This is a genomic window from Micromonospora sp. CA-111912, assembly GCF_050948415.1.
Lineage (GTDB): Bacteria > Actinomycetota > Actinomycetes > Mycobacteriales > Micromonosporaceae > Micromonospora.
This window is the reverse complement of sequence record NZ_CP192007.1, coordinates 4,186,889-4,205,247: the sequence shown is the minus strand read 5'-3', so window position 1 is coordinate 4,205,247 and position 18,359 is coordinate 4,186,889. Positions and strand designations below refer to the sequence as shown.

Sequence of the window (18,359 nt, the reverse complement as noted above, 5' to 3'; positions counted from 1 at the left end):
GGTGCCGGCCGGGCAGAACCGGCGCGCCGGCCGGTCCGCAGCATACTTCAAACCTTAGTTCATGGCATTAATCGTGGTGCTGATGCATGCTGGTGGGGGTGCCGGTCATTGGCGCCCCAGGGGAGGACCGGACCGATGGACGCCAGACGCACCACCGTGCGCGACATGCGTCGCGCCAACCGCGCGGTGCTGCTCACCCGGATCTGGTTGGACGGCCCGCTGAGTCGGCACGAGCTGGGGCAGTCCACCGCGCTGAGCCTGGCCAGCGTGAGCAACCTGGTCGGCGAGGTGATCGACGAGGGGCTGGTCGAGGAGGCCGGCTCGGTCGAGTCGGACGGCGGCCGCCCCCGGGTGCTGCTACGGGTGACCCCCAGCTACGGCTACCTGGTCGGCGCCGACGTCGGGGAGACCCGGATCCAGGTCGAGCTGTTCGACCTGACGATGACCGCCCTGGCCAAGGCGGAGTACCCGATCGCCGCCGCTGAGCCCGACCCCGGCGCGGTGGTGGCCCACCTGCTGCACGGGCTGACCGCCGTGACCGAGCAGGCCGGCGTCGACCCCGCCGCGGTGCTCGGGCTCGGGGTGGCAATCTCGGGGACGGTGGAGCGCACCGCCGACGCCGTCGTGCACGCCCAGACGCTCGGCTGGGAGGGAGTGCCGCTGGGCGCCATGCTCCGCGCCGGCACCGACATCCCCGTGCACGTCGACAACGGGGCGAAGACGCTCGGCCAGGCCGAGATGTGGTTCGGCGCCGGCCGGGGCACCCGGCACGCCGTCGTCGCGCTGGTCGGCTCCGGGGTGGGCGCCGCCGTGATCACCGACGGGGTGAGCTACCGGGGCGCGCACAGCAGCGCCGGCGAGTGGGGGCACACCACCATCGCGTACGGCGGTCGCCGGTGCCGCTGCGGCAACCTGGGCTGCCTGGAGGCGTACGTGGGGGCGGAGGGCATCCTCGACCGCTACCGGCAGGCCAACCGGGGCCGGCCGGCGGCCGGCGGCGACGAGGAGAGCGCGCTGGGCGAACTGCTGCGTGCCTCGACGAAGACCGCCGAGGCGGTGCTCGACGAGACCGTGGGCTACCTCGGCGCCGGGGTGGCGACCCTGATCAACCTGTTCAACCCCGAGCGGGTGGTGCTCGGCGGGTGGGCCGGGCTGGCCCTCGGCGAGCGGTTCCTGCCCCGGATCCGGGAGGCCACCGCACGGCATGCGCTGCGCCAGCCGTACGCCCAGGCCTCGATCGAGCTGTGCCAGCTCGGGCCCGACGCGGTCGCGATGGGCGCGGCCACCCTGCCGATGGCCCGGCTGCTGCGCGACGGCGGCGTGCCCCGCACGGCCGCCGCCCGCCCCGTGGCGTCCACCCGACCGGCCCGCAGGCCGCGCGCCCGCTGACCCCGCACGAGCGCCCCGGCACGTTGCCTGCGCGTCACGACCGTCCGGCCACCACGGCCTCACGGGCGGGGTGCCGGCCCCGCCGGCGGTTCTGCCGGACGGTGACGCCGACCGTCACCACGGCGGCCAGGCCGAGCGCGGTCCACAGCAGCGGGTTGGTCCGCACCGCGTCGGGAAGCTGCTGGGCTAGGACGAAGACGCCCATCACCACGACGAACCAGCCGAACGCCCTGCGCAGCACGTCCTCGGGAATCCGGCCGGTGAGCCGGCCGCCGAGCAGGCTGCCGACGACGGCTGCGGCGGTCACCGCGGCGGCCAGGCGCCAGTCGATGCTGACGCTGGACAGGTAGCCGGCCAGGCCGGCGAAGGACTTCATCGCGATGACGACCAGCGAGGTGCCCACGGCGACCGGCATCGGCAGGCCGCCGAGCAGGGCCAGCGCCGGCACCACCAGGAAGCCGCCACCGGCGCCGATCAGGCCGGTGACCAGGCCGACCACGACACCGTCGAGGACGACCCGCCCGACGGGAAGCTCGTGCGGCACGGGCCGGCGGTCGGCGCCGTGTCGACCGCGGATCATCGCGATGGCGGTGGCCAGCATCATCAGCGCGAACCCGGTGAGCAGTACCCCGGCCGGGATGAACTCGGCGAGACGACCGCCTGCGTACGCGCCGGTCATGCCGGCCACGCCGAAGATCAGCCCGGTGCGCCACCGGATGCGCCCGGCTCGCGCATGCGGCAGCACGCCGACCGCGCTGGTGACCCCGACGACGAGCAGCGAGGTGGCGATGGCCTCCTTGGCCGGCAGGTCGGCGACGTAGACCAGCAGCGGCACGGCGAGGATCGAGCCGCCGCCGCCGAGCAGGCCGAGGCTGATCCCGATCAGCACGGCCAGCCCGACGGTCAGCGCGACGCTGCCCGTCATGCCCGCCGCCCGGCCGTCGACCTCTCACGGAGTTGGCCGACGACGGTGTCCAGGTCGCAGCTGGCGCCCCGGTTGTAGGGGAGCTTGCCGAGTAGCATGCCCATCGCACAGGTGTTGGTCACCGCGGCGAAGGTGAGGCCGGCGCCGATGAACCCGGCGACCCACTTGAGCTGCGGCACGAACACCGAGCCGAGGACGCTGGCCAGGACGATGGAGCCGGCGACCAGGCGGACCTGGCGCTCCAGGTCCCAGCGGGGGTTGCCCTGGTTGATCGGCGCGTGGGCCGCCTGCCAGGCCATGATGCCGCCGTCGAGCACCTTCAGGTTGGGCAGACCGGCCCCGGCGAGGGCCTGCTCGGCCTGGGCGGCGCGGGCCCCGGAGCGGCAGATCAGCACGACGTCCTCGTCGAGGTGGCGGCGCAGCTCCTCGCGGTGCTCCTTGAGCAGGTCCAGCGGCACGTTGTAGGAACCGGGGATGTGCGAGGTCTCGAACTCGCCCGGGGTGCGCACGTCGAGCAGCCGGGGCGTCCGCCCGGCGGCGATCAGCTCGCGCAGGGTGGCCGCGTCGAGCGTCGAGGGGGTGGTCGGGGTCGTGGTCATTCTTCCTCCGTCGAAAGTCGTTCCGGTCAGGCGGTGGCGGCCATTTGGACGCCGGCCTGCTCGGCATGGCCGAACATGTCGTCGATCAGGACGACCTCACGGCCGGCGTTGGCCAGCAGCGACGCGGCGGCGGTGGCGCGGTAGCCGGAGCCGCAGTGCACCCACACGGTGCCGGCCGGCACGTCGCCGAGCCGCTTGGGCAGGTCGGGCAGCGGCACGTGCACCGCGCCGTCGATGTGGCCGGCCTTCCACTCGTTGGTCATCCGCACGTCGAGCACGACCTGCGGGGCGGGCAGGCCCTCGGGGGTGTTCCCGGCCTGTGTGGCCGCGAGTGCCGGGAAGTCGGCGACGGTCAGCTCCCGCAGGTCGGCCGGGCCGGTCGCCCACTGCTCGGGGGTTCCGGTGGACTGGGCGGCCGGGCGGTCGATGCCGATGCGGACCAGTTCCCGTTGGGCGTCGGCGACCTGCTCCGGCGTCTCCGCCAGGAGGGTGATCGGCACCCCCCAGGTGATCAGCCAGCCGAGCCACGTCGACATGGGCCCGTCGAGGCCGAGGCTGACGGTGCCGGCGAGGTGCGAGCCCGCGTACGCCTTGCGGTGGCGCAGGTCGACCACCCACTCCCCGGCAGCGATCCGCCCCCGCAACTGCGTGGCGTCGGCCCGGGTCGCCGGGCTGAGGTCGACCGGGGCGGGCCCGGCGGCGTTGGCCACTCCCATGTGGGCGTAGTAGGCGGGGTAGGCGTCCAGTCCGGCGAGGGTCTCGGTGACGAACTGGTCGGCGGCCAGCCGCAGCGCCGGGTTGGCCTGCTTCTCCCGGCCGATGGTCGACTCCGGGGCGTCGGCCTGGCTGGCCGAGCAGAAGCTGCCGAAGCCGTGGGTGGGCCACACCTGGGTGCCGTCGGGCAGCAGGTCGGCCAGCTTCCGCGCCGAGTCGTGCTGCTGGTGGGCCAGGGTGTGGGCGTGCTGCTGGCCGAGCAGGTCGGTACGCCCGGTCGTGCCGAACAGCAGCGACCCGCCGGTGAACACCCCCACCGGGGACCAGCCGCCGTCGCCGGCCTCGTCCAGCACGTACGACAGATGGTGGAAGGTGTGCCCGGGAGTGCCGACCACCCGCAGCCGCAGCAGGTCGGACACGGCCACCTCGTCGCCGTCGTTGACCGGCAGCCGGGCGAAGCCCATCTCGTCGGCGGCGGAGACCAGGTACTCCGCGCCGGTCAGCCGGGCCAGTTGCAGGCCGCCGGAGACGTAGTCGTTGTGGACGTGCGTCTCCACCACATGGGTGATCCGCACCCCCTTCTCACCCGCGAGATACATGACTCGGTCGATGTCCCGCTGCGGGTCCACCACCACCGCCACCCGGCCGTCCGTCGCCAGGTAGCTGCGGTCCCCGAGGGACGAGGTCGCGAGGACCGACACCTGCACCGTCATCCGTCTACTCCTTTCACCATCCCGCATACCCCGGGGGGTATGCGGGGGACATTCGTCACCCTTGGCCGAACTCGAACATGCGCTTACCCGCCCCAGCGGCGAACACGCCGCCCGGGGGGCGTCAGCCCCGGCGGATCACGCCAGCGCCAGGAACAGCTTCTCCAGCTCTTCCTCGGTCATCTCCGGCTGCTCGCCGCGATCGCGGGCGCCGGAGCAGTGCCGCATGCCGGAGGCAATGATCTTGTACCCCGCCCGGTCGATCGCCTTCGACACCGCGGCGAGCTGGGTCAGCGTCTCGCGGCAGTCCTGACCGCTCTCCATCATCTCGATGACCGCGTTGAGCTGCCCTCGCGCTCGCTTCAGGCGGGTCAGCGCCTCGCCGGTCATCTCGGGACGCAACTTCATCTCGACCACCTCCGCTCTCACCGTACACCTACCCCGGGGGGTATCCGGTCAGCCTCGGTGTCGGCCCTGCCGAAGGCGAGGCCCCGGGTGCTTCTCGCCGGCCCGACCGTTACAACATACCCCCTAGGGTATCCATTCCCGCCAACGAAGCCCCGGTTGGATGGCCGGCAGCCACCGGCGACGGGGCGTCGGCCCGGCCTGCCGGTGGTCTGTCCGGCACCAACGGATCAGGGCAACTTGGCAACGGTCAGCAGGATCGCGGAATCCTCCAACGCCTCGAGACTGTGGCGTGCGTCGGGCACGATGAGCAGGTCTCCGGTGCGCGCCTCCCACGACTGCTCACCAGCGATCATGCGGACCCGGCCGTGGAGCACCTGCACCGTGGCCTCGCCCGGGTTCTCGTGCTCCGCGAGGCGTGCGCCCCCGCTCATGCCGATGACCGTCTGGCGTAGCACCTTCTCGTGGCCGCCGTAGACGGTGTCGGCGGTGTGCCGGCCACCGGCGTCAGCTGCGCGATCGACTTGTTGGCGGGCGAGGGCTGCGAGCGAGATCTTCTGCATGCCGTCATTGTCCCAGCCCGGCCGTTGTGCCCTACCGGGAGGTCCTGCCAGGCGTGCGTGCCCGGCGCGGCGGCGAGCCCCCGCGCCGGGCAGGCGATCAGCACCAGCCGTTGATCGTGCCGTTCACCCCGGTCCAGAGGTACGCGTCGGAGACCCAGCTACCGTCGCTGAGCCGGTTCCAGAGCGACGTGGTGCCGTACCGCCCGGCGTGTGAGGTTCCGTTCGCGGAGCAGGAGATCGTGACGGTGGCCCCGTCGCCGACCGATCCGAGCGCGGCGTAGCCGGTGCCGGGCCCGGCGCGCCGGGTGAGGCTTCCACCGCCGTTGGCGTCCACCACTCCCTGGGTGAAGCCGAGCGCGCCGTAGTTGTAAACGGCGCTGCCGGCCCCGGCCCAGGCCGATCCGTGCCGCGCGCCGCCCTGGTAGGATGCGGCCCCGTTCTCGAACGCCCACTTGCCGATGCCGTGACCGGCGATGGGGACGTACGCGCTGTTCTGCCGCAGCCCGAAGTGGACATGCCGGCCGTAGGCGGCACCGCCGCAGGTGACGTCGGTGCCGGTGTAGCCCAGGTAGGCGCCCGCGCCGACCGCCGCCCCGTTGACCGAGATGCTGCTCCACAGGTGGTAGTAGTCGGTCGAGTAGCCCCGGTCGTGGATCACCCGGATCCAGCCCTGGCACATCGTGTACGCCGTGCCGCCCCGGGCGGCGCGGACGACCTGGTCGCCGCCGGCGAGGTCCACGGAGCTGTACGGCGACTCGCTGCCGCCCCAGCCGTGCGGGCCGCTGGTGAGCGTCCAGGTCTGGCCGACCGCGAACGGCAGGGCCATCCCGGTCCGGTAGTCGCCGCCGGCGTACGTGGGGGCCGGCGTGGTCTTGAAGACCTGCCGCTCCCGCTCCGACACGAGGGGTGACTCGCCGGCCAGCTCGCTGAAGTCGGCCTCGCCGTCGAACGCGACCCGCCACTGCCCGGCGTCGGCGCGCGCGATGAACACCGAGCCGGTCGGGTGGGCGTCCTTTTCGCGGGGGGCGACCGCGACGGCGGTGCCGAACGCCCACCGCCCCTCCTGCCGGCTGATCGTGACGCGGGTTTCGGGTGTCGCGACCTCACCCGTGCTGGAACGCTCGGCCTGATCGAGCAGCTTGTTGGTCACGGCCTCGGTGACGGTCGGGGGCACCGGCTTCGGCGCCGCACCGGCGCTCGCCGGATTACCGCCGATCAGGATCCCCGCCGCCAACAGAGCCATCGGAATGCCAGCCCACCGCCGCAACTGTCCCATCGACACACTCCTTAGATCGATCTGCACCTATGGGTGATGCGGTGACGATAAGCGGCGGCAAGAATAATGTCTACACCCCGAAACCCCAGCCGTGAAATTTTCCTTCGATCTCCGGTCGGCGGAGCCCTGGCCTGGGCGCCGCCGACCGTACGGGCCGTCAGGCCGGCAGGTTCCACTTCTGGTTGGCCCCGCCGGTGCACGACCAGACCTGCGTCTTCGTGCCGTCGGTGGAGACGTTTCCGGTGATGTCGAGGCACTTGTTCGCCTGCGGGTTCACCAGGTCCCGCCCGGCCGTCCACGTCCACTGCTGCGCGGCGCTGCCGTTGCAGGTCCACAGCTGTACCTTCGTGCCGTCGGCGGTGCCGCCGCCGGAGACGTCGAGGCACTTGCCCAGTGACCGCAGCGTCCCGTCGGAGGCGCGGGTCCAGCTCTGGTTGGCGCTGCCGGCGCAGCTCCAGATCTGCGCCGCGGCGCCGTCGGCGCTGCTGTTGTCGGTGACGTCCAGGCACTTGCCGCCGAGGCCGGTGATCGGCCCGGTCGGCCCGGTGGGCGTCCCGGGCCCGGACTGGGTGCCCGCCCAGGTGAACGTGGCGGTGGTCCGGGCCGGCAGGGTGTAGGTGAACGACTGCCCGCCCCAGACCACCTTCACCGACTGGGCGGACGTGCCGCCGTTGTGGGCCAGGAGCGCCTTGCTGCCGTCGGCGTTGCGGTAGGCGACGTTCTGCACCGTGCCGTTGGCGGTGGAGGCGATCCGCTGCGCCCCGGGCCGGACGAACTTGGTCAGGTGCCCGGTCGTGTAGTACTCGATCGTGTAGTCGACCTGGCCGGCGCGGGAGCCGCCCTCCTGCACGGTGATCAGGCCGGTGCAGGTGCCGCAGCCGCCGTTGTGCGGGCCCATGTTCTGGTTGAGCGCCAGGCTCCACTTGACGATGCTCCGGCTCCAGTTCCGGGCGTAGTTGACGATGTCGGCCATGTCCTCGTTGTGCTGGTTGCCGATCCAGGTGCCGCCGGAGTGCTCGGTGCTGAACTGCGGCACCGACGGGTACTGGCCCTGCACCTGGCTGCCGACCGCCGGGTCGCCGAAGTAGCCGTGCCAGGCGATGCCGCCGAAGAGCGGGTCGTTACGGACGGCGGCGTCGCCGAGCACCCCGGCGCCCATGGTGGCGTAGTCGCCGTAGTTCCAGTCGTGCACCAGCACCTTCGTGGTGATGCCGGCGGCCCGGAACGCGGGGTAGACGAAGTTCTTGGTCAGCTCGGCCAGGCCGGAGGAGTTCCAGCTCATCCCGGGGTAGTCCATCGCCGTCGGGTTGCCCGACTGGCAGCAGTTCGGCTCGTTCTGCACCGAGAGGTAGTCGACCTTCACGCCGCGCGCCGCGTACGCCTGGACGGTCTTGACGAAGTACTGGGCGTAGGTGGCGTAGTACTGGGACTTCAGCCAGCCCATCCGATCCATCCGGCCGTTGTCCTTCATCCAGCCGGGCGCGCTCCACGGCACGACCTTGACCCGCAGGGCGGGGTTGAGCTGCCGGGCCTGGGCGGTGAGCAGCTCCACGTCGGTGTCGTAGCCGTTGGCGCCGAAGTCGGTGAGGTCGCAGCAGGTGTCGTCGAGGGAGACGTGCCCCGGGCGGGACAGGTCGGAGGCCCCGATCGGGTTGCGGACGAAGGACAGCCCGATGCCGTCGGTGGGGCTGAACAGCTTGCGCATCGCCTCGTCGCGGGTGGCCGCGCTGACCGGGCCGCCGCGCAGCAGGTACGCGGTGGTGTCCGTGATCGACGCGCCGGCGCCCTCGAACGGCTGGTATCGGGTGTTCTCGTCGACGGTGACGGTGTGCGTGGCTCCGCCGCTGGACGCCGCGAAGCTCACCGGGGCCTGCTGTTGCAGCCCGCGGGTGACGGCGCGGCCGCCGGCGTCGGAGGTGGTGGTGAGCCAGACGTTCACGCTCTCACCGGCGGCCTGCGCGGGCGAGGCCGCGAGGGTCAGGACGCCGGTTGTCAGGCAGAGGGTGAGGGCCCCGGCCAGCGCGGCGCGGGCCGGCGAGCGGTGGATGGTGGGTGGGGTGAGGGATGTGGAATCGATGGTCATGATTGAGGAAACATCGTAGTAACTCTTATGTCAAGCACTGAAAAAAGCGACGGGCCGGCATGGACAGGGGCGGGGTGACGGCATCGTCGCCGCCTCCCCGCCGTCGTGGCCCGGTCGCTCAGCCCCGCCCGCGCACCCGCCGGACGGTGTCGCGGAACCACAGCGCGCTGCGCTTCGGGACGCGTTCCTGCGTGTCGTAGTCGACCCGGACGATGCCGAACCGCTTGTCGTAGCCGTACGACCACTCGAAGTTGTCCAGCAGCGACCAGGCGAAGTAGCCGCGAACGTCCGCGCCGGCCCGCCGGGCCCGGGCCACCGCGCGCAGGTGCTCGGCGAGGTAGTCCACCCGGTCGTCGTCGGCGACGAAGCCGCGCGCGTCCGGGCGGTCGTCGAACGCCGCGCCGTTCTCGGTGATGACCATCGGCAGGCCGGGGTAGTCGCGGCTGATCCGCAGCAGCAGGTCGGTGAAGCACTCCGGGACGATCTCCCAGTCCATCGCCGTGCGCGGTCGGCCCCGGGGGACGACCCGGCGCACCGGCCGGCCGTCGGCGTCCCGGTCCCGGCCGTCGGCGTCCACCCCGGAGAAGACCTGCCCGAAGTAGTAGTTGACCCCGAGCACGTCGAGCGGGGCGGCGATGACCGCCAGGTCGTCGTCGTACACCGGGACCGTCACCCCGTCGGCCACCAGGTCGGCCAGCACGTCGTCGGGGTACCGGCCGTGCACGAGCGGGTCCAGGTAGAGCCGCGCGCCCAGCCCGTCGGCGGCCCGGGCGGCGTCGCGGTCGGCGGCGCTGTCGGTGGCCGGGTCGGCGGTGGCCAGGTTCAGCGTGATGCCCACTTCGACCGGGGTGGTGGCCGCCGCCCTGATCCGCCGGGTCGCCAGCCCATGGCCGAGCAGCAGGTGGTGCGCCGCCGCGACGGCGTCGCCGAGGTCGCGGCGGCCCGGGGCGTGCTCGCCGTACGCGTAGCCGAGCATCGCCGAGCACCACGGCTCGTTGAGCGTCGTCCACGTCCGTACCCGGTCGCCGAGGGCGTCGAAGACCAGCATCGCGTAGTCGGCGAACCGGTAGGCGGTGTCCCGCGCCGGCCAGCCGCCGGCGTCCTCCAGCTCCTGCGGCAGGTCCCAGTGGTAGAGCGTGACCCACGGGTCGACGCCCCGGCCGAGCAGCTCGTCGACCAGCCGGTCGTAGAAGGCCAGGCCCGCCGGGTTGGCCGGGCCCCGCCCGCCCGGCTGCACCCGGGGCCATGCCGTCGAGAACCGGTACGTGTCCACGCCCAGGTCAGCGATCAACGCCACGTCCTGCGGCATCCGGTGGTAGTGGTCGCAGGCCACGTCGCCGGTGTCGCCGCCGGCCACCGCCCCCGGGACCCGGCAGAAGGTGTCCCAGATCGACGGTGTCCGCCCGTCCTCGGCGACCGCGCCCTCGATCTGGTACGACGACGTGGCCACCCCCCAGCGGAAGGAAGCCGGGAGGGTGTCGATCGGGTCGGTGGTCGCCGACCCGGCGGCGGTGGACTTCATGCTGCTCCTCGGTGCGACGCCGGGCCGGTACGCGGGAACGTGCTCGTCACCGGGCGACCGCCTCGTCGGCCTGGTGCAGCCAGCAGGCGACCGCCCGGCCCGGGTCGTCGGCCGGCGGGCCGAGCGTCGGCAGCCGGCTGTCGCACGGCGCGACCGCCCGGGGGCAGCGCGGGTGGAACGCGCACCCCTCGGGCATCGCGCGCAGGTCCGGCGGGGAGCCGGGGATGCCCGTCAGCTCCCGGCGCGGCCCGCGCAGGGCGGGGAAGGAGTGCAGCAGCCCGTCGGTGTACGGGTGCAGCGCCGCGCCGTACAGCTGCGCGGCCGGGGCCTGCTCGACGATCCGGCCGCCGTACATGATGGCGATGCGGTCGGAGAACTCCACCAGCAGCGACAGGTCGTGGGTGATGAACAGCACCGCGAAGCCGAGCCGTTCGCGCAGCTCGGCGAGTTGGCTGAGGATCTGCCGCTGCATCACCACGTCCAGGGCGGTGGTCGGCTCGTCCATGATGACGACCTGCGGCTCCAGGGCCAGCGCCATGCCGATCATCACCCGCTGCCGCATGCCGCCGGAGAGCTGGTGCGGGTAGCTGTCCAGCCGGTCGGCGGAGATGCCGACCAGCCGCAGCAGCTCCCGGGCCCGGGCCAGCCGGGCCGGGCGCCTCAGCCCCGGCTGGTGCGCCCTGATCACGTCGACGAGCTGGGTGGAGACCTTGTGCACCGGGTTGAGGGAGTTCATCGCCCCCTGGAACACGATCGACGTCTCCGCCCAGCGGAACGCCCGTAGCTGCGCGGGGGACAGGGTGAGCACGTCGACCGGCGGGCCGTCGACGGGGTGGTAGACCACCTCGCCGCCGCTGATCACCCCGGGCGGCGGGAGCAGCCGGGTCAGCCCGTACGCCAGGGTGGACTTGCCGCTGCCGCTCTCCCCGGCCAGGCCGAGCACCTCGCCCCGGTGCAGGGTGAGGTCGACCTCGCGGACGGCGCGCACGGCCGAGTCGCCGAGGCCGTAGTCGACGCTGAGCCGACGGATCTCCAGCACCGGTTCGCTCATCGACCGGCCTCCTTTCGCTGTCCGGGCGCGGCCGGTGACGCCGGCCGGGGCGCCAGCACCGGGGTGAAGCCCACCCGCATCCGCACGGTGCGCCCGTCGGCCGTGCGGATCCGGGACCGCCCGGCGCTGCGCAGGCGAGGGCTGACGAACTCGTCGATGCCGAAGTTGATCAGCGCCAGGGCGGTGCCGAGCAGCGCGATGGCCAGCCCGGCCGGCACGAACCACCACCAGGCGCCCTGCGCCAGGGCCTGCTGGCTCTGCGCCCAGAACAGGATGGTGCCCCAGTTCCACGACGAGACCGACGAGATGCCGATGAAGGCCAGGGTGATCTCCGACATGACCGCGAAGATCACCGTGCCGACGAAGCCCGAGGCGATGATCGCGGTGAGGTTCGGCAGGATCTCGAAGCCGATGATCCGCCAGGTGTGCTCGCCGGTGGCCCGCGCGGCCTCCACGTAGTCGCGCCGGCGTAGCGACAGCGTCTGGGCGCGCAGCACCCGGGCGCCCCAGGCCCACGAGGTGAGCCCGATGACCAGGGCGACGACCAGGTCGCCGGCCCCCTCGACCGTGGACGTGACGATGATGATCAGCGGCAGCGCCGGGATCACCAGGAACACGTTGGACAGCGCGGACAGGCCGTCGTCGGCGAGCCCGCCGAGGTAGCCGGCGGTCACCCCGACCAGGACGGACAGCACGGTGGCCACCACGCCCGCGGTCAGGCCGACCAGCATCACCCCGCGGGTGCCGACCAGGATCTGGCTGAACACGTCCTGCCCGAGGTGGGTGGTGCCGAACCAGTGCGCCGCCGACGGCGGCTGGAGCAGGTCGGCGCTGCGGGCGTCCGGGTCGTACGGCGCGATCCACGGGCCGATCACCGCGAGCAGCAGGTACCCGGCGACCACGGCCAGCCCGGTGGCGGCCTTGCCGCCGCTGACGAACCGCAACCGACGGCGGCGGCCCGGCCGGACGCTGGGCTGGGCCATCGCGCCCTGTTCCGGGATGACCTGCTCCACGCTGGAGGTGGGAATGCTCACGGCTCAGCCCTCCTTGCGGGTACGCGGGTCGAGGAACAGGTACACCACGTCGGCGAGCAGGTTGGCCACCAGCACCGACAACGTGATGACCAGGAAGATGCCCTGCATCAGCGGGTAGTCCTTGGCGCTGACGGCCCGGAAGAGCAGGAACCCGAGCCCGGGGTACGAGAAGACGATCTCCACGAGCAGGGTGCCGCCGACGATCAGCCCGAGCGACAGGGCGAACCCGGCGACGTTGGGCAGCAGCGCGTTGCGCGCCGCATAGCTCATCGCGACCCGCCGCTCGGGCAGGCCCTTGGCGTGCGCCACCGTGATGTAGTCCTCGGCGGCGACGGTGACCATCATGTTGCGCATGCTGAGGATCCAGCCGCTCATCGAGGAGATCAGGATGGTGGCTGCGGGCAGCAGGCTGTGCTGCACCGCGCTGCCCAGGAAGATGCTGTCCAGGGCGGGGACCAGGCCCGGCTCGTAGCCGCCGGAGGACGGGAAGAAACTGCCCGGCCCGGCCAGCACCGCGATCGCCACCAGGCCCAGCCAGAAGTACGGCACCGAGGACAGGAACGTGGTGACCGGCAGCAGCCCGTCCACCCAGGAGCCGCGTCGCCAGCCGGCCAGCACCCCGAGCCCGGTGCCGAGCACGAAGCTGACCGCGGTGGTGACGCCGACCAGGATGAGGGTCCAGGGCAGCGCGTCGCCGATGACCTCCGACACCGGCGACGGGAACGCCGTGAACGACAGCCCCAGGTCGCCGTGGGCGAGCTGTCGCCAGTAGTCGACGTACTGGTCCCACAGGCTGTCGTCGGAGTCGAGGCCGAACAGCACGTACAGCGAGTGGATGGCGTCGGTGCTGAGCTGCCCCTGGAAGCGGGAGACCAGCGACTTCACCGGGTCGCCGGGGATCATCCGGGGGATGAAGAAGTTGATGGTCAGCGCCGCCCAGGCGGTGAACAGGTAGAAGGCGACGCGCCGCAGCAGGAAGATCATCGGCCGGCCTCCCCGCCCACCGTCGCCGCCGCCGCGCCGGCCCCCGTGACGTCGGGGTGGTAGAGCCAGCAGGCCGTCCAGTGCCCGTCGTGGTCGCCGACGGTCAGCCTCGGGGGCAGCTCCTCGGCGCAGCGCGGCAGGGCCACCGGGCAGCGCGGGTGGAACCGGCAGCCGGTGGGCGGCCGGATCAGGCTGGGCGGCTCGCCGTCGCCGCGCTCGGCCACCTCCGCCCCGCCGTCGCCGGTGATCCGGTCCGGGTCGGGCGCCGAGCCGATCAGCAGCCGGGTGTACGGGTGCGCCGGGTGCTGGGTGACCGTCTCGCTGTCCCCGCCCTCGACGAGGCGGCCGGCGTACATCACCAGCGTCTCGTCGGCGAAGTAGCGGGCCGAGGCGATGTCGTGGGTGATGTAGAGGATCGCCAGGTCGAACCGCTCCTTGAGCTCGCGCAGCAGGTTGAGCACGCCGAGCCGGATCGACACGTCGAGCATGGACACCGGCTCGTCGGCGAGCAGCACCTCCGGGTCGGCGCCGAGCGCGCGGGCGATGGCGACCCGCTGCCGCTGCCCGCCGGACAGCTCGTGCGGGAAGGAGTCCAGGTAGCGCTCGGCTGGGGTGAGCCGGACCCGTTCGAGCAGCCGCCGCAGCGCGGCGTCGAGGTCGGCGTCGGTGCGGCCGGCGTTGCCGTGCACGCGCAGCGCCCGGGTCAGGTGGTAGCGCACGGTGTGCACCGGGTTCAGCGACGCGAACGGGTCCTGGAAGATCAGCTGGACCTGCCGGGCGTACGCCCGGAACGGCCGCCCGCCACGGACGGTGACCGGCTTGCCGTGCAGCGCGATGGTGCCCGCCGTGCGCGGATAGAGCTGCGCGAGCAGCCGGGCGACGGTCGACTTGCCGGAGCCGGACTCGCCGACCAGGGCGGTGACCCGGCCGCGGCGCAGGGTCAGCTGCACGTCGTCGACCGCGTGCACGGCCGTTCGGGTACGGGAGAACAGGCCGCGCAGCCGCCTGCGGACGGGGAAGTGCTTGGTCAGGCCGATCGCCTCCAGCACCTCCTCGCCGGCGGCCGGGGCCGACGGGGTGGGCGTCGTCATGCCGGGTTCCTGTCTGCTCAGGGATGGTCGCGGCGGGGCCGCCGGTGGCCCGGGCGGAGGGTGGACCGCCCGGGCCACCGGCGCCCGGCTCAGGATCCGGCGGGCCGCAGGTGCTGCACGACGTCCGCCGCGTTGGGCTGGGTCGGCTGCCCCGCGCCGTAGGCGTTCGCGTCGTCCGGCCAGCCGGTCCAGTTCTTCGTGCTGTACGCGGCCCCGACGTTGTCCGCGCCGACCGGGATGATCGGCGTCTGCTCGACGAAGACCTTCTGGAGCGTGGCCAGGGCCGCGGTGCGGGCGGCGTCGTCGGTGGCGTTGGCGTACGCGGCGAGCGCGGCGGTGGCCTGCGGGTTGTCGAAGCGGCCGAAGTTGCCGGCGGGGGAGGCCTTGCCGATCGGCTTGAGCAGCCGGCCGTCCATCACCGTCTGGTAGATGTCGTACGGGGTCGCCCCGCCGTTGGTCCACCGGAAGGTCGCGTCGAACCGGCCCTCCTCGACGTTGCGGAACCAGGCGTCCTGGTTGGCCTTCTCCACGGTGGCGGTGATGCCGATGGTGGACAGGTTGTCCTTCACGATCTCCAGGCTCGTCTGGTAGTCCGACCAGCCGGACGGGTCGGTCAGGGTGAGGGTGACCGGCTTGCCGCTCGGGTCGACCAGCTTCTCGCCGGCGTACCGGAAGCCCGCCTCGGTGAGCACCTTCTTCGCGCCGTCGACGTCGATCCGCTGCTGCTGGCCCTTGAACTCGGCGGCGACGTAGGCGTCGCCGGCCGGGCTCGGCAGCCCGGTCACGCTGGTCACCACCGGGTGGAAGTACCCGGCCGAGGCCTGCTGGAAGATGTCCTCCCGGTTGACGACCATGTTCATCGCCCGGCGCAGGGCGGGGTTGTCGAACGGCTTACGGGTGGTGTTGATGTACAGGCCGTGGATGCCGAGCACCGGCGGCGCCCACACCTTGTGGTTGGCCGGGTCCTTGCCGACGAACACCGTCTTGACGTTGGGGATGAAGACGAAGCTCCACTCGGACTCGCCGTTGGCCAGCGCGGTGGTCTGCGCGTTGTTGTCGGTGAACGAGGTGTAGCGCAGCTCCTTGACCTTCGGCAGTTCCTGCCAGTAGCCGCTGGTGCGCACGGTCAGGGTGGTGGTCTGCGGGGTGAACGACGTGAGCGTGTACGCGCCGCTGCCCACCGGGTTCTTGTTGACGTTGGTGCCCGGGTCCTTGATCGCCGACCAGATGTGCTGCGGCACGATCGGCACCTGGGCGATGATCTTCTGTTGGTTGACGAACTGCGGCGAGGCGAAGCCGAGGGTCACCTGGTTGCCGGCGGTGGTGATCGAGGTGTACGGGGTGGCCGCGATGTTGAGCGCCTCGTTGGCCTTGAGCAGGTTGTAGGTGAACGCGACGTCGGCGGCGGTGACCGGCTTGCCGTCGGACCAGGTGGCGTTGTCCCGGAGGGTGACGGTGACCGAGCGGTAGTCCGCCGTCCACTCGGCCTTCGTGGCCAGCCACGGCTTGAACGGATCGGCGGGCTTGACCGGGTTCCACATCATCAGCGGCTCGTAGATCTGCCACCGGTAACCCAGCGACGCCGCCGACGAGGTGGTCAGGAACGGGTTGTGGTTCTCCGTCTGCGGGCCGTTGGGCATGCCGACGTTGAGCACGGTCGCGCCGCTGCCGCCCTTGTCCCGGTTGCGGGTGTTCGCGGTCTCGCTGCACGCGGTCCCGGTGGCGGCGATCGCGCCGGCCAGCGCGACGGCGACGAACTGGCGTCTTCTCATGGTGGTCTCCCTCGATGCTCCCCGCTGCGGGCGCGGGGTCGGTGGTGGGGGCAAGGGTGTGCGGTGTCGCGCCCGGTCGGTTCGAAGCCCCGACCGGTGGCGTGGATGGTGTGTCTTCTCGGGTTGCGGGTGGGCGTCGCCGGCTCAGGCCCCGGCGGTCGAGCCACGAACGGTGAACGTGGTGGGTATGACGGTCGGTGTGCCGGGCATCGGGGTGCCGTCGAAGTGGGCGATGAGGGCGCGGGCCGCGGCCTCGCCCATCTGGCGCAACGGCTGGTGCACGGAGGTCAGCGGGGGGTGGGTGTGCGCCGCCAGCGGCAGGTCGTCGAAGCCGACGACCGCCACGTCCTCGGGGACGCGCCGGCCGGCGGCGCGCAGCGCCTGGAGTGCCCCGGCGGCGGACAGATCGTTGTGGGCGAAGACGGCGTCGAAGGGCGTGCCGGCCGCCAGCAGCCGCTGCGCCGCCGCCCGTCCGCAGTCGAGGGTGAAGTCGCCCTCGACCACCAGGTTCGGGTCCAGCGGCAGGCCGGCCCGGGCGTAGCCCTCGGCGAAGCCGTCCAGCCGCTCACCGGTGCAGCCGAACCGGTGCAGCCCGGTGACGACCAGGGGGCGGTGCCGGCCGAGGGCGAGCAGGTGCTCGGCTGCGGCCAGTGCACCGGCCCGGTTGGTGGTCTGGACGGAGGGGAACTGCGGCTGGTGCCCCCGGTCGTCGATGAGGATCACCGGCAGCCCCCGGTCGTGCAGCGCGGTGATGTAGTCCAGGGTGCCCTCCGGCTCGACCACCAGCAGGCCGTCGAAGGACTTCGCGGAGACCTGGGAGGCGAACCGCCGCATCGACTCGTCCCCCCGGTTGCAGGTGAACAGCAGCAGGCCGTAGCCCTCGCTCTCCACCACGTCGACCGCTCCCTGGAGCACCTCGCCCATCCACGGCCAGGTGAGCGAGGGGACCAGCATGCCGACCACCCGGGCCCGGCCCCGGGCCAGCCCGACGGCGCGGTCGCTGGGCACGTAGCCCAGCTCCTTGATCACGGCGCGGACCCGGGCCGCCGTGGCCTGGCCGAGCTCGCCCTTGCCGTTGAGGACCCGGGAGACGGTCGTCTTGCTCACCCCCGCCCGGATGGCGACGTCGGCGATGGTGATCGGCACGTGACGCTCCCGGGTCGGAGGTGTTGAGGGGATGTTTCGGAACCGGTTGCGGAAGCGGTTCCGGTCGCAGTCAACCGGAGTGACGCGGGCCACGTCAATAACGTGCAGATAACGAAACATGGCTAATTTCAAGATCTTAAAGAAGCGACGCGTCGATGCCTGCCACGTCCGTCCGATCGGGTCGGGCCGGTGGTGTCACCCGACCATGCCCCGGTTCGGTCCGTCAGGCGTGCGCGGTACGGCACCGACGGCGAGCTGGTCGCTGCGGGTACGGCGGAGTCAGCTCCGGCCCTCGCTGCGGGAGCAGAGGCGGGAGCAGGCGCAGAGGCCGGAGCAGGACCGGACCCGGTGACCCGTGGCCGGGCGGCGCCAGGCGCCCTCGTCAGCCCTGGTCGCCGCCGACTGCGTCGCCAGGACCGAGCCGTCCCTGCCCCCCGCGCTCGGGCGACGCCAGCACCAGCCTGGCGAGCACCGCGTCGGCGACTGCCGCCGCCCGTTCCCTCTCCAGGCCCTGCCGCACGCCCACCTCGATCACCTGTTGATGCACCTCGGCGAGCTGCGCCGGGGTCAGCGCGGGGACGACCACGGCCAGGGACCTGCGGCGGAACAGCCTGCGCCAGAGGGCACCCACGCCCCTGCCCGCGCGGTCCGCCACCGAGCCCGCCGCCTGCTGTGCCACCTGGTCCAGCACCAGCCACACCACTGCGGTCACCAGTGGCACAATTTCGCCCAGACCGAACCCCAGCGGCTCACGCCGCCGGGACCGCCGGCCCAACCGCCGCACCACCACGGCGTCGTCGAAGGTCGCCAGCCCCGTCACGACCGGCAACTCGGCCGGGGCGACCTCCGTGACGACATCGCGAACCACGTCCCGAACCCTGACGCCCACCGTGTCGTCCCCCGCACGATCGTTGTGTTCCAGCCACACCATGCCTCTATATTGGTCGATCGACACACGTGGCGCCGCAACGGTTCTCCGACACCACCGGCCACCGTTCCCGGCGTTGGCGAGCCCCGCCCGAGCGACGTGGGGCTTTCTCGTCAACGGTGTCTTCGGCGATCTTGGTTAGTAGGTTCTGCCGGCTCCAGGCCCAG

At 72.4% G+C, this 18,359-nt stretch carries 16 protein-coding genes; 1 reads left to right on the top strand and 15 read right to left on the bottom strand.

Annotated elements, in window-relative coordinates; genetic code table 11:
* Positions 1 to 135: 135 nt before the first annotated feature.
* Positions 136 to 1,389: an ROK family protein gene (locus ACQPZO_RS17445; protein ID WP_433342276.1), complete on the top strand. Its 1,254-nt coding sequence runs from the start codon at positions 136 to 138 to the stop codon at positions 1,387 to 1,389.
* 34 nt (positions 1,390 to 1,423) lie between these two features.
* Here the strand turns inward: ACQPZO_RS17445 and ACQPZO_RS17440 are convergent, their stop codons facing one another.
* The 15 genes from ACQPZO_RS17440 to ACQPZO_RS17370 form a co-directional block, all read right to left on the bottom strand.
* Positions 1,424 to 2,314: a sulfite exporter TauE/SafE family protein gene (locus ACQPZO_RS17440; RefSeq protein WP_433342274.1), complete on the bottom strand. Its 891-nt coding sequence runs from the start codon at positions 2,312 to 2,314 to the stop codon at positions 1,424 to 1,426.
* On the bottom strand, positions 2,311 to 2,913 hold the full coding sequence (locus tag ACQPZO_RS17435) for a rhodanese-like domain-containing protein (protein WP_433342271.1): 603 nt from the start codon (positions 2,911 to 2,913) through the stop codon (positions 2,311 to 2,313). The genes ACQPZO_RS17440 and ACQPZO_RS17435 overlap by 4 nt, the downstream gene beginning before the upstream one ends.
* A 26-nt stretch (positions 2,914 to 2,939) precedes the next feature.
* Positions 2,940 to 4,340, bottom strand: a complete 1,401-nt coding sequence (locus tag ACQPZO_RS17430; RefSeq protein WP_433342268.1) for an MBL fold metallo-hydrolase — start codon at positions 4,338 to 4,340, stop codon at positions 2,940 to 2,942.
* A 135-nt stretch (positions 4,341 to 4,475) separates the two neighbouring features.
* Positions 4,476 to 4,745 carry a metal-sensitive transcriptional regulator gene (locus ACQPZO_RS17425; RefSeq protein ID WP_433342265.1) on the bottom strand — a complete coding sequence of 90 codons (270 nt, stop codon included), beginning with the start codon at positions 4,743 to 4,745 and terminating at the stop codon, positions 4,476 to 4,478.
* A gap of 227 nt (positions 4,746 to 4,972) precedes the next feature.
* Positions 4,973 to 5,305, bottom strand: a complete 333-nt coding sequence (locus ACQPZO_RS17420; RefSeq protein WP_387018055.1) for a cupin domain-containing protein — start codon at positions 5,303 to 5,305, stop codon at positions 4,973 to 4,975.
* A gap of 97 nt (positions 5,306 to 5,402) precedes the next feature.
* A complete protein-coding gene (locus ACQPZO_RS17415; RefSeq protein WP_433342262.1) occupies positions 5,403 to 6,581 on the bottom strand; it encodes a peptidase M23 in 1,179 nt (392 codons plus the stop codon).
* 157 nt (positions 6,582 to 6,738) lie between these two features.
* A complete protein-coding gene (locus ACQPZO_RS17410; RefSeq protein ID WP_433342260.1) occupies positions 6,739 to 8,664 on the bottom strand; it encodes a ricin-type beta-trefoil lectin domain protein in 1,926 nt (641 codons plus the stop codon).
* Between the two features lie 118 nt (positions 8,665 to 8,782).
* Positions 8,783 to 10,186: a GH1 family beta-glucosidase gene (locus ACQPZO_RS17405; RefSeq protein ID WP_433342257.1), complete on the bottom strand. Its 1,404-nt coding sequence runs from the start codon at positions 10,184 to 10,186 to the stop codon at positions 8,783 to 8,785.
* A gap of 46 nt (positions 10,187 to 10,232) precedes the next feature.
* Complete coding sequence (locus ACQPZO_RS17400) at positions 10,233 to 11,237, bottom strand: ABC transporter ATP-binding protein (RefSeq protein ID WP_433342254.1); 1,005 nt, start codon at positions 11,235 to 11,237, stop codon at positions 10,233 to 10,235.
* Complete coding sequence (locus ACQPZO_RS17395) at positions 11,234 to 12,271, bottom strand: ABC transporter permease (RefSeq protein ID WP_433342252.1); 1,038 nt, start codon at positions 12,269 to 12,271, stop codon at positions 11,234 to 11,236. Before ACQPZO_RS17395 ends, ACQPZO_RS17400 begins: the two co-directional genes overlap by 4 nt.
* A gap of 3 nt (positions 12,272 to 12,274) precedes the next feature.
* A complete protein-coding gene (locus ACQPZO_RS17390) occupies positions 12,275 to 13,255 on the bottom strand; it encodes an ABC transporter permease (RefSeq protein ID WP_350883193.1) in 981 nt (326 codons plus the stop codon).
* Positions 13,252 to 14,346, bottom strand: coding sequence for an ABC transporter ATP-binding protein (locus ACQPZO_RS17385; RefSeq protein WP_433342248.1), 1,095 nt, complete (start codon positions 14,344 to 14,346; stop codon positions 13,252 to 13,254). Before ACQPZO_RS17385 ends, ACQPZO_RS17390 begins: the two co-directional genes overlap by 4 nt.
* 89 nt (positions 14,347 to 14,435) lie before the next feature.
* Positions 14,436 to 16,118 carry an ABC transporter substrate-binding protein gene (locus ACQPZO_RS17380; protein WP_433342246.1) on the bottom strand — a complete coding sequence of 561 codons (1,683 nt, stop codon included), beginning with the start codon at positions 16,116 to 16,118 and terminating at the stop codon, positions 14,436 to 14,438.
* Positions 16,119 to 16,262: 144 nt separating this feature from the next.
* Positions 16,263 to 17,264 carry a LacI family DNA-binding transcriptional regulator gene (locus ACQPZO_RS17375; RefSeq protein WP_433342243.1) on the bottom strand — a complete coding sequence of 334 codons (1,002 nt, stop codon included), beginning with the start codon at positions 17,262 to 17,264 and terminating at the stop codon, positions 16,263 to 16,265.
* A 382-nt stretch (positions 17,265 to 17,646) separates the two neighbouring features.
* The gene (locus tag ACQPZO_RS17370) at positions 17,647 to 18,195 is read right to left on the bottom strand and encodes a hypothetical protein (protein WP_433342240.1); all 549 of its coding nucleotides are present in this window, start codon (positions 18,193 to 18,195) and stop codon (positions 17,647 to 17,649) included.
* Between the last annotated feature and the right edge of the window lie 164 nt (positions 18,196 to 18,359).